Origin of the sequence: Pseudoalteromonas thalassia (assembly GCF_049257215.1) — a bacterium.
Taxonomy (GTDB): Bacteria; Pseudomonadota; Gammaproteobacteria; order Enterobacterales; family Alteromonadaceae; genus Pseudoalteromonas; species Pseudoalteromonas lipolytica_C.
Genome location: NZ_JBMMUE010000002.1, coordinates 263,279 through 275,000, shown reverse-complemented (window position 1 = coordinate 275,000; position 11,722 = coordinate 263,279). Strand labels below are relative to the sequence as shown.

The 11,722-nt window shown below is 41.4% G+C and carries 11 protein-coding genes; 6 read left to right on the top strand and 5 right to left on the bottom strand.

Features of this window, described 5'->3' with window-relative positions; all coding sequences use genetic code 11:
• The first annotated feature begins 16 nt into the window (after nt 1–16).
• Nucleotides 17–790, top strand: a complete 774-nt coding sequence (locus AAEU31_RS03630; protein ID WP_421966471.1) for a substrate-binding periplasmic protein — start codon at nt 17–19, stop codon at nt 788–790.
• On the opposite strand, the gene AAEU31_RS03625 is transcribed toward AAEU31_RS03630, so the two are convergent.
• A complete protein-coding gene (locus tag AAEU31_RS03625; protein ID WP_421966470.1) occupies nt 779–1,579 on the bottom strand; it encodes a thioesterase family protein in 801 nt (266 codons plus the stop codon). The genes AAEU31_RS03630 and AAEU31_RS03625 overlap by 12 nt on opposite strands.
• A 239-nt stretch (nt 1,580–1,818) precedes the next feature.
• On the opposite strand from AAEU31_RS03625, the gene dnaK reads away from it, so the two are divergent.
• Together dnaK and dnaJ are read left to right on the top strand one after the other, a co-directional pair.
• The gene (gene dnaK, locus AAEU31_RS03620) at nt 1,819–3,738 is read left to right on the top strand and encodes a molecular chaperone DnaK (protein ID WP_421966469.1); all 1,920 of its coding nucleotides are present in this window, start codon (nt 1,819–1,821) and stop codon (nt 3,736–3,738) included.
• A 183-nt stretch (nt 3,739–3,921) separates the two neighbouring features.
• Nucleotides 3,922–5,058 (top strand): molecular chaperone DnaJ, encoded by a 1,137-nt coding sequence (gene dnaJ / locus AAEU31_RS03615; RefSeq protein ID WP_135926597.1) that lies wholly within the window; start codon nt 3,922–3,924, stop codon nt 5,056–5,058.
• 75 nt (nt 5,059–5,133) lie between these two features.
• Here dnaJ and AAEU31_RS03610 read toward each other — a convergent pair whose 3' ends face one another.
• Complete coding sequence (locus tag AAEU31_RS03610) at nt 5,134–6,264, bottom strand: HlyD family secretion protein (protein WP_421966468.1); 1,131 nt, start codon at nt 6,262–6,264, stop codon at nt 5,134–5,136.
• Nucleotides 6,265–6,267: 3 nt separating this feature from the next.
• Entirely contained in the window at nt 6,268–6,612 is a 345-nt protein-coding gene (locus AAEU31_RS03605; RefSeq protein ID WP_135926599.1) for a DUF3302 domain-containing protein, read from the bottom strand.
• A 467-nt stretch (nt 6,613–7,079) separates the two neighbouring features.
• Here AAEU31_RS03605 and ybaK point away from each other — a divergent pair, with 467 nt between their 5' ends.
• The 3 genes from ybaK to AAEU31_RS03590 all read left to right on the top strand — a co-directional run bounded on the left by ybaK (nt 7,080) and on the right by AAEU31_RS03590 (nt 10,018).
• Nucleotides 7,080–7,541 (top strand): Cys-tRNA(Pro) deacylase, encoded by a 462-nt coding sequence (gene ybaK, locus AAEU31_RS03600; RefSeq protein ID WP_199526161.1) that lies wholly within the window; start codon nt 7,080–7,082, stop codon nt 7,539–7,541.
• 119 nt (nt 7,542–7,660) lie between these two features.
• Nucleotides 7,661–8,143 (top strand): DUF3015 domain-containing protein, encoded by a 483-nt coding sequence (locus AAEU31_RS03595; protein WP_135926601.1) that lies wholly within the window; start codon nt 7,661–7,663, stop codon nt 8,141–8,143.
• A 33-nt stretch (nt 8,144–8,176) separates the two neighbouring features.
• Nucleotides 8,177–10,018, top strand: coding sequence for an Lnb N-terminal periplasmic domain-containing protein (locus AAEU31_RS03590; protein WP_421966467.1), 1,842 nt, complete (start codon nt 8,177–8,179; stop codon nt 10,016–10,018).
• Here AAEU31_RS03590 and AAEU31_RS03585 read toward each other — a convergent pair.
• Together AAEU31_RS03585 and AAEU31_RS03580 are read right to left on the bottom strand one after the other, a co-directional pair.
• The gene (locus AAEU31_RS03585; protein WP_421966466.1) at nt 10,015–11,271 is read right to left on the bottom strand and encodes a Y-family DNA polymerase; all 1,257 of its coding nucleotides are present in this window, start codon (nt 11,269–11,271) and stop codon (nt 10,015–10,017) included. The genes AAEU31_RS03590 and AAEU31_RS03585 overlap by 4 nt on opposite strands.
• Entirely contained in the window at nt 11,259–11,672 is a 414-nt protein-coding gene (locus AAEU31_RS03580) for a LexA family protein (RefSeq protein ID WP_054552219.1), read from the bottom strand. The genes AAEU31_RS03585 and AAEU31_RS03580 overlap by 13 nt, the downstream gene beginning before the upstream one ends.
• Nucleotides 11,673–11,722 lie beyond the last annotated feature (50 nt).

The window sequence follows — 11,722 nt, the reverse complement described above, 5'->3', positions numbered from 1 at the left end:
TCTATTAAGGTGTGTAGTGAAACATTTTTTTATCCTTTTGTTGTTTGTAAGTTGTAAGGGCCTATGTTTATCAGAGAAAGCTGGAGAAGACCCTATTGTTGTTGCAGCCAGTTCTTATCTCCCTCCTTATGTTATTAAAGATAACGACAGTGGTATTCAATTAGAAATATTAAAAGCAGCGTTTAAATCTCAAGGGATCAGTAACATTGTTGTGCAATACATGCCAAACAAGCGTGTAGAGCAGCAGTTGCTGCAAGGAAAAGTTGATATAGCTTTAAATTTCGCTTCTGGATCGAGTACAAATATATACCAAAGTGAACCACTATTACGCTATCAAAATGTAGCGATAAGTTTGGCTGAACAAAATTTTAAAATAGACAGCATTTATGATTTAGCTGGTAAAAGTGTGCTGGGTTTTCAAAATGCGACCAATTTTATTGAAGCACCTTTCAAATCGGTGACACGCATACTGCGTTCTTATGATGAGGTAGTAAACCAAGAGGCACAAGTTGACCATTTAATGAAGGGATGGGTTGACGTTATCATTCTCGAAAGACGTGTTTTTTTATATTATCTTGAGCAATATAAGCAGACAGCCGAACTAAAACCTTTCGTTGTGCATCCAATATTTAATGAAGCACCTCGACCTGCATTTTTCAACAGTGAGGTTTTAAAGGATACCTTTAATACAGGTCTAGGCCAAATTGTAGAATCTGGCGAATATCAAGCGATAATTCGCCTTGATGGCACTGAATATGCGCAAATAAGCAGCAATGAATTACGCAAATAAAGCAACAGTTTGGCGGCTTAGTGCGATGAGCTTGCCATCATCACTCCAAATACAGCCATCTTCAAGACCGTAACCATCTTTACTATGATGTGTAACAGCTTCATAGCCAATCCAAGCATCATCAGCGATGTTTGGCTCTCCAACAAACTCGATATACCACGACATGCTACTGGCTGGGGCTGGCTGTTTATACATTTGTAACAAGGTAGGCGGCCATGCATCCGTAAGGGCAATGATATGCGCTTCGCTCATGTGTTCTGGTTTATGTTTAAATTTCATCCAGCCGCCTAAATGTGATGTCTCAGCGCCAGAAAATGGCATATTTCCGTCTTGTAAGCATAGTGCGACGTGCTGGAAAAATGCCGGCATTAAACCTTCTTTATAAGGCAGAGTAAAACGTTCGTCTACTGGTTTAAGCTGCATGCTTTTTGACACATCTACGCGTACTGCTGATTCTCGATTAGCGCCAAAACAGGCTTGTGTGATAACACAAACATCGCCATTTTGAATTACTTTAGCAAGTACTTGCGCACTGTTTTTACCTTCGCGCAAAACTTCAACATCAATTGAAAAGTCGCAGTCAGCGATTAACGGACCAACAAAGTTAGTGCTTAAAGATAGTAAACGACGAGAGTTGTCGATATGTTGACGAATTGCTTGATATAATAAAGCTGCTGATAAACCACCAAACGCAGTGCGACCTTGGCACCAGTTTTCTGGAAACTGCATTACTTTTGTTTTGTCTTTGCCAAGTTCTGTTGCCATGGCGAGTAATTGATCAAAATGCATAATTTTCCTTAACATTTATTGCTATGGACAAGGTTATAGCACAGCTAAAGTCATCAGACCAGTTTGTTTGTATTACTAGAAGTGTTAAAAAACCCCTCTTTTTGAGGAAAAAATACCCATTTGGAAAATATTTCAAAAAAAAGTAAATTTTTTTCATTTTTACAGTTGAATTCAGTTTCCTGCACCCCTATTTACTAGTCATCGAACGTTTTAACGAATTTTGAAGTTGGAGAAGATTCATGGGTAGAATTATTGGAATCGATTTAGGTACTACTAACTCTTGTGTAGCAGTACTAGACGGTGATAAAGCACGCGTTATCGAAAACGCGGAAGGCGATCGCACAACACCATCGATCATTGCATACACGCAAGACGGTGAAACATTAGTTGGTCAACCTGCAAAACGCCAAGCAGTAACTAACCCAACTAACACATTATTTGCCATCAAGCGTCTAATTGGTCGTCGTTTTGAAGACGAAGAAGTACAACGCGATATCGGTATCATGCCTTTTAAAATTGTAAAAGCTGATAACGGTGATGCATGGGTTGAAGCGCGTGGCGAAAAACGTGCTGCACCACAAATTTCAGCAGAAGTGCTGAAGAAAATGAAGAAAACAGCAGAAGACTTCTTAGGTGAGCCAGTAACAGAAGCAGTAATCACAGTACCTGCTTATTTCAATGACTCACAACGTCAAGCTACTAAAGATGCTGGTCGTATTGCTGGTCTTGAAGTTAAACGTATCATCAATGAGCCAACAGCCGCTGCACTTGCATACGGTATGGACAAAAACAAAGGTGAAAACGTTGTTGCTGTTTACGACTTAGGTGGTGGTACTTTCGATATCTCTATCATCGAGATTGACGAAGTAGAAGGCGAGCACACGTTTGAAGTTCTTGCAACTAACGGTGACACTCACTTAGGTGGTGAAGACTTCGATAACCGTGTTATCAACTACTTAGTTGAAGAGTTCAAGAAAGATCAAGGTATCGACCTTAAGAACGACCCACTTGCAATGCAACGTGTTAAAGAAGCTGCTGAAAAAGCGAAGATTGAACTGTCTTCTGCACAGCAAACAGAAGTTAACTTACCGTACGTGACTGCTGACGCAACTGGTCCTAAGCACATGAACGTTAAAGTTACTCGTGCAAAACTTGAGTCTCTTGTTGAAGACTTAGTAACTAAGTCAATCGAGCCACTTAAGCGTGCACTAGCTGATGCTGATTTATCAGTAAGCGACGTAAATGACATCATCCTTGTTGGTGGTCAAACACGTATGCCTCTAGTACAAAAAACAGTTGCTGAGTTCTTTGGTAAAGAACCACGTAAAGATGTTAACCCAGATGAAGCAGTTGCAGTAGGTGCAGCGATTCAAGGTGGTGTACTAGCTGGTGACGTTAAAGACGTACTACTACTTGACGTATCTCCGTTATCACTAGGTATCGAGACTATGGGTCAAGTAATGACAGCACTAATTGAGAAAAACACGACGATTCCTACTAAGAAATCGCAAGTATTCTCAACAGCTGAAGACAACCAATCAGCGGTAACGATTCACGTACTACAAGGTGAGCGTAAGCGTGCAAGCGATAACAAATCTCTAGGTCAATTTAACCTAGAAGGTATCCGCCCAGCGCAACGTGGTACACCACAAATCGAAGTAACATTCGACGTAGACGCGGATGGTATCTTACACGTATCTGCTAAAGATAAAGATACAGGTAAAGAGCAGAAGATCACGATTCAAGCTTCTTCAGGTCTAAGTGATGAAGAAGTAGAAAAAATGGTTCGTGATGCTGAAGCACACGCTGAAGAAGATAAAAAGTTCGAAGAGCTAGTAGCTACTCGTAACCAAGCTGATGCAATGGTTCACGGTACACGTAAGCAAATCGAAGAAGCGGGTGATGCATTACCAGCAGAAGATAAAGAAGCAATCGAAGCTGCGCTTACTGAGCTAGAAGCGGCGATTAAGAGTGATAAGAAAGAAGAGATTGAAGCGAAAACACAAGCTCTTGCTGAAAAATCACAAAAGCTAATGGAAATTGCGCAAGCGAAAGCACAACAGCAAGGTAGTGCTGATGCAGGTGCACAGCAATCTTCTGCAAAACAAGACGACGATGTTGTTGATGCAGAGTTCGAAGAAGTGAAAGACGACAAGTAATTGCTCGTTTCGCTTCTGCCTAACGCGATAATGGCTGCTTTGTTTAGCCAATTAAGTTAGGATGAAATGATTGAGGCGCGCCAGCGATTTCGCTTGACGCGCCTTTTGCATGTATATGAACGGTAAAGTCGTTCGACTTACCTTACGCAGTGTAACTGCAGTAAAAAGAGTAGTGTGATAGATATGTCAAAAAGCGATTATTATGAAGTTCTCGGCGTGAGCAAAGATGCCAGCGAACGAGACATAAAAAAAGCGTATAAGCGCTTAGCGATGAAATATCATCCAGACCGTACCGCAGGGGATAAAGACCTTGAAACTAAATTCAAGGAAGTAAAAGATGCCTATGAAGTACTAACTGATCCACAAAAACGTCAGATGTATGATCAATACGGCCATGCAGCCTTTGAACAAGGTGGTGGTGGTCATGGCGGTGGCTTCGGCGGCGGTCATGGTGATTTTGGCGATATTTTTGGTGATGTGTTTGGAGATATCTTTGGTGGCGGTGGTCGTCGACAATCGCGCCAACAACGTGGGTCTGACTTACGTTACAACATGGACTTAAGCCTGGAAGAGGCGGTTCGTGGTAAAGATGTTGAAATTAAAGTGCCAACCTGGGTTAGCTGTAAACCATGTGACGGTAGCGGTGCAAAAGCGGGCTCTAAGCCAAAAACCTGTACTACGTGTCACGGTGCTGGCCAAGTACAAATGCGCCAAGGTTTCTTCGCGGTTCAGCAAACATGTCCTACGTGTCAGGGCACGGGTCAAATTATTTCTGACCCATGTGACAGCTGTCATGGTCAAGGTCGCGTAGAAAAAACGAAGACCTTATCAGTTAAGATCCCAGCAGGCGTTGATACAGGTGACCGTATTCGCTTATCAGGTGAAGGTGAAGCGGGGATGCATGGCGCACCGGCAGGTGACTTATATGTACAAGTGTCAGTACGTGAGCACCCAATCTTCCAACGTGATGGTAACAATCTGTACTGTGAAGTACCTATTGGCTTTACAACAGCTGCACTGGGTGGCGAAATCGAAGTGCCGACTTTGGATGGTCGCGCAAAACTGAAGATCCCTTCAGAAAGCCAAACAGGCAAAATGTTCCGTATGCGCGGTAAAGGCGTTAAGTCTGTTCGCAGCGGCGCACAAGGCGACTTAATCTGTAAAGTGGTTATTGAAACACCGGTGAACTTAAATGACCGTCAACGTGAATTACTTGAAGAGCTTGAGCAAAGCATGGGTAAAGATGGGTCTAAAAACCGTCCAAAAGAAAAAGGTTTCTTTGACGGTGTGAAGAAATTCTTCGATGATCTAACTAAGTAACTCCTAGTTAAGTAACTTGAGTTAGATAGTAAAAAGGCGCTATTCAGCGCCTTTTTTTACGCTTCAATTTTGAGTTTAGTGATCTAAGAATAAGTAGTTTTGCCAGCTTTTCATTCTGATCAACACCTTACGCATCACAGAAACATGTTCAAAATGTTCTGAATAAACAGCTACTTCAGTGCTTGTTCCTTGTGGCAGATGATATTCACTCATGTCGTCAGTGATTTTTAAAGTAACAATTGCGCGGCCTTGACGGGCAAAAAATTCAGTGCCCATCAGTGTTCCTTGTGCTTGTACTTGTCCCTCACCAATTGCGGGTAACACATCGATTACTTCGCCAGCGAAGGTTTTGCCTGGAATTGCTTTAAAGATAAAGTCAGCTTTATAACCAGGTTCGAGTCTTAATAATGAATTTTGTCGAAATGCCGCAACATAAACAGTGTCTTCTTTATGCACAAAGGTCATCACTGGTCGCAGTGGCATTGGCACGGCAATCATCCCCGGACGTAATGTCAGTTGTGTGACATAGCCGTCGGTGGGTGCATGCACGCTAGTGCTGTCTAAGTTAAATTGGGCTTGCTCTAAATTAGCGCGAGCAGCGGCTATTTTTGTTTGTTCGCCGTTAATTTCTGACTCAAATGCTAGTTTCTGACGTAACTCTTCGGCCTGCGCTGCTTCGTAACTTGCTTTTGCCGCTAAATACACCCCTAATTTATTATCAACTTGGCCTTTTGAATAGGCGCCACTTTTTGCGCCTTTTTCATAGCGTTCGTATTCTTTCTTACTACGGTCATATTCAGCTTTAGCCATCAGCGCACTGGCTTGTGCTGATTTATAGGCAGCTTCTAAACCAAGTACCGATTGTTTTGCATCTTGTAAAGCTGCAATAGCTTGATTTAGTTTTGCTCGATATAAGGTGTCGTCTAGGCGAAACAATAAGTCGCCCTTTTTAACTGGTTGATTCGGCTTTACCGCAACTTCTTCTACTGTACCACGCACATTTGGCACAATCGGCGTTGTAACATACGCACTACTCGCCATATTTGAATGTGGGTGGTTATAGTTCATTAATAGAATTAATGTGCCGATCAGTACTACACCACCAAGAACAGCGGTTGGCACTGTCCATTTGTTAAGCGGGATTTTAAAGATTTTGAAGATGCCAATGCACAATGCGGTATATGTAAGTATTAATAACAAATCCATATTCTATTTCTCTTTATTATTCGATTGAGCATTAATTTGTGCTTGTAGTGCTGCCACTGTGGCTGTCAGGCTAGCCACTTTCTCAGCTAAGTCTTCTTGTTCCTTTTGAATTTGGTTAAAACCCCAGCCGCGGTCATCACGCCACAAGGTGGCCCAAACCCATAAAAATGGCCATAGTACGTGTAGGGTAAATAGGCTAACCCAGCCTGCATAATGGATGGCATCTTGGTGGGGGTGATTACGTTTTTTGGCAATTTCGTAGGGAATATCGTGAATGGCTATCACACCATAAAATATTACGACGGTCACAAACACTAGCATGGCTAGTGCAAAGTAGTCTAAAAACATGTAGTTTCCTTTCCTTAACTAATACTGAATTCATAATACGTTATATTTTTTTAATTCCTAGTGGGTATTTTCAGATTCAGTTTAGTACTACGTAGTAATCATTTTCAGCTAGGCATCGGCATAATATGACATCGTCCTTAAAGGTTGTTTCTTGGATCTGACCTTTTTCTATTCCTAGTGTTTTGCATTTACTTTGGCAATCTATAAACGCGGTCCATGCTACGTATTCATTGCAAACAAAATTAATTGAATACAAGAGTGTGATGATGATAAAACATTGTTTCGCCAAATAGAGACTAATGTGTTTTGACATAGTTGCCACGCTTTATCTATTGCTCATACTTTTAGTGTAGCTTATCAGTGTGGTTTTTCGGGATATTTACTATGCAAAGCCTGTATTTTCTTACTATGCCAAGTGCCCAAAACTTTGATAAAGTTCAGGCGCTTTTTTGTTAAAGGAACTTTTAATGACACCTGCAATCAATTTATTAAAAAACAAAGGTATTTTTTATGATGTGCTGAGTTATCATCACGATCCTGCACATACCCAATTTGGCCTTGAAGCGGTTGAAAAGCTTAACTTGCCCGCTGAGCAAGTGTTTAAAACTTTAGTCCTTGAAGATGCCGAACAACAGCTTTTGGTTGCAGTAGTCCCTGTGAGTCAACAGGTAAATATGAAGATGCTTGCTAAGGCAGCAAAAGTAAAGAAAGTAACTATGGCCCCTCAGCAGAAAGTAGAAAACACAACTGGTTATATTTTGGGGGGAGTCAGCCCGCTTGGCCAAAAGAAGCGTTTACCTACTTTTATTCATCAATCTGCAATAAATTTCGATACTATCTATGTTTCAGCCGGTAAGCGAGGCCTTGAAATTGCGCTTAAGCCCCATGACTTGTGTAGTCTATTAAATGCTAGATTGGTTGATTTTTGAACATCTAATGTAACTAATTTAACTTTTTTTTAAAAAAGAGTTTGTCCTTAATCTGAATCTAGCTAAGCTAATAATGCGTTATTAATTCGAATAACGATTTATCTTAAAGGATTCAGGATATGAAAAAAATTATTGCTATTTCTGCACTTTCTCTACTTCCACTTTCAAATGCAATGGCTGATCAAGACATCGGTTGTGGTTTAGGTTCAATGTTATTTGCTGGTCAACAAGGTAAAGTTGTTAAAGTTCTTGGTGCAACGACAAATGGTATTTCAGGTAACCAAACATTTGGTATTACATTTGGTACTTTAGGCTGTAACGGTAATGGTACAGTGACAGCTTCAACTAAAGTTGCGACATTCATTGATGGCAATATGGAACAACTTGCACGTGATATGTCACGTGGCGAAGGTGAAACTCTTGATACGCTGGCTGAAGTATGGGGCGTTCAAGCGCAAGATAAAGCAGCATTTAATAAGTTAGTACAGACACAGTTTACTAACGTATTCACATCAGAAAATGTGACATCTCAATTAGTTTTAGAGAACCTTAATACGCTTGTTGCTAGTGATGCGCAACTTGCTACTTACACACTATCTTAATCTAGCGTGTACTTTTTAAATATAAAGCCCTTAATGGGCTTTTATTCTATTATGCGTGGTATTTTACTTTCTTCTTGTTTGTTATTCAGCTGTTTAGCATATTCAACAACACCGACACTCGAAATAGCTCATCATCCTTATTGGCTTAAGCTCGGTCATTATAATCAGCCTTTTCTTTCTATGTATGAAAGTGAAGTGGATAGCTCAGAATTTTTCTTTTCTGAGGTGGGAAAAACAGACCCTCATGCAGAGCTTTTAGCGACTATAGCGGCGTTTAAAAGCGATGATGATAACCAGGCAAAGTGCCGTTTTCCTGCTCGCTATAACTGGCTAAAAGAACATTTCTTTACAAATTGGCCTGCACTTTCTTGCCCTGAAATTGAAACATGGCAACAGCTTATCAACCCAAAAGGTATGACTCTAGTCTTCCCGACCGCGTTTATGAATGATCCGTCCTCGATGTTTGGTCATACTCTATTACGTATTGATGCGAAGGACCAAACCCGCAGTAGAGAGCTCATTGCTTTTGCTGTTAACTTTGCTGCAGAGCCTGATGTTACTGATAATGCCGCTTTATATGCTTTAAAAGGTATTATTGGTCAATATCCAGGTAAGTTCACTTTAATGCCGTATTATCGCAAAGTCCGTGAATATAATGACTTAGAATCTCGTGATATATGGGAATATAAACTCTCATTATCTGATCAAGAAATTCAGCGTGTGTTATTACATTTATGGGAAATGCAGTGGGCCACGTTTGATTATTTTTTTGTTGATGAAAACTGCTCGTATCAGCTGTTAGCATTACTGCAACTTGCACGAGATGATTTATCTTTAACTGCTCCATTTTCTTCGCATGCGATCCCATCAGATACGGTTGCAGCTCTTAAGCAACATGGATTATTACAGCCGCCTCGATACCGTGCTGCATCGGGCACGAAATTGATCAATTATGAAAGCCAACTCACAGAGCAGCAGGTTTACCTTGCTCGTTTACTGCGTGATGGAGTAGCGCTAGATGAATTATCGCTCGCACCTGAGCAGGCTGTGCCTGTCCTTGAGATGGCGTATGAGTGGTTAAATTACCAATATTATGATCAAGGATTAGCACGTGATGCAATTGCTCCTCGATTAACAAAGCTGTTGCATCAACGCAGTCAATTCCATGTGGTTTCGCCTTTCAAGCCTGCGCCAAAGCCTCGAGTGAGTCCTGATAATGGTCATGGATCTAGTCGTGTTGGTGTAATATTTAATGATTATGAGCATACAGCTAGTCGGTTTGGTTTAACATATCGTGTTGCTTATCATGATTTACTTGATAATCCCGGTGGTTTTATTCCTGGTGCGCAAATTAGTTTTTTTGACTTAGAGGTAAACCAAGATAGTAACGAGAATCTTCATCTCGAGCGTTTGCTTTTAATTGATGCAATGTCATTAGCACCTGACAATGGCTTATTTAATTCTTGGTCATGGAATGTTCGTGCTGGGTTTGACCGTCAACCAACACAGACGAAGCGAGAAGGTCGTCTATTTTTACAAGGCGGCTATGGCAAGTCTTTTGGTGATGCATCACACTTGCAAAGTTATTTGCTTGGCTCATCAGTTGTTCAATCAGGTGATTTGATAGATTCTGTGTCGTTTGGGCTAGGAAGCGAAGCAGGTGTTATTTGGCAAGTTACCGATTCACAAAAGCTTGCTTTGAGTGGTCAGGCTTTTTGGCTGATGAATGAACCAAGTGTTGATTATCAGCTGACGTTTTCTGCTCATTGGCAAATAGCGTTGGCTCAGAATTGGGGGCTTAGAAGCTCAGCTATTTATCAAGATTGGCAACGTTCTGAACAGCAATTTAAATTGCAGCTTTTCCATTACTTTTAGCAGTGTATTTTTGGTAGGTTATGCCAGCGAGTAGTGTAGTGCGGTGATAAATACTCTCGCTTCATATGCCAACGAGTGGTTGTGGTTTCGCTTGCAAGGGCAAGCGTACCAACACCGTAACGAGCATTTATTTTGTCTAAACATTTCATTAGGCTTGGGTTATCGATAGGTGCTTGAAATAAATCAGGTTGCTGAAACATTTGGCTCGATAACTCTAGCGCACCGACACCACATTTGTAAAAGGGTACGCCGGGTTTATATAAATGTTTAAAGACTTCGCTGATAGCGTTAGCAAATACACGGCTGTCGGCTGTGGCAACACTAAACTCATAAATATAGGACTTTTTATAATAGCCATCTTGATGAGGTGAGCTGGCGACAAACATTAATAAACGTTGTGTGAGTGACCCTTGTGTGCGTAACTTACGGGCAACAATAACGGCGTGATTAATAAGTGCGGTTTTTAGCGCTGTGGTATCGGTGATACGTTCCCCAAAGCTACGGGTCGAAAATATCTCTTTTTTATCTTGGCGCACGTCATCCCATGCTAAACAGCTTTTACCACGTAACTCGTTTACTGTACGCTCGAGTACAATACTGAACAGGCGTTTCATTTTTCGAGGCTCTTGTTCGGCTAAATCAAAAGCAGTATTGATATTCATCGCTTTGAGCTTTTTAGCTAAGCGTCGACCAACCCCCCAAACATCTTGTACATCCATGGCTTTTAAAATGGCTATTCGTGACGCTTCTGAATCAATCACTGCTACGCCATCAAAGCCCGATAGTTTTTTTGCTGCATGATTGGCGGCTTTGGCAAGGGTTGCCGTTGGGCCAAAACCCACTCCAACAGGCAGTTTTGTTTCGCGCCATACGGTACGGCGAATATGATGACCATAACTATGCCAATCATTAACAAGCTTGTTGAAACCTGTAAAGTTTAAAAACGACTCATCAATAGAGTATATGTGCTGATTATCGCAAAAGCGGCCAATCACGTTCATCATCCGTTCGCTTAAATCCGCATACAGCTCATAGTTAGATGAGCGGATCACCACCTGGTTATCTTCGAGTAACTGTTTTACCTGAAAATAGGGCTGAAACTTTGGAATAGCAAGCTTTCGTGCAATAGGACACACAGCACAAATACAGCCATCATTGTTGGTGAGTACCACTACAGGTTTACTGCGAATAGCTGGATCAAATACTTTTTCGGCACTGGCATAAAAGGCCACCGCATCGACTAAGGCGTACATGCTAATAGCTCTTTACTACTGCGATGTAAGCGAATTGAGCGGGTGACCACGCCTTCTAATTGAAATTCATCAGATTGACGTAGTTGCACTGCAGGGTATTTAGGCGAGGCTGATAATAACTGTGCATTGTGTTTATCTAGTAGTTTACAAACAAATAAACCATTTAGATTCGCCACGATGACATCGCCATTTTTAACGTCTTCGGCGCGATCAACCAGTAATAAGTCGCCATCAAAAATCCCCACACCTTGCATTGATTCGCCAGAGGCAATACCAATAAAGGTTGCATCAGGGTGTTTAATCAACAGCTGATCTAATGATAGGCCAAGCTCTTTGTATTGTGCTGCTGGTGATTCAAAACCACACACGCCAGCTTCGATATAAATAGGAATAACGCGCATAACAAAACCACTACACTGTATGTTTGTACAGTATAGTGGTTTGTGGTTAT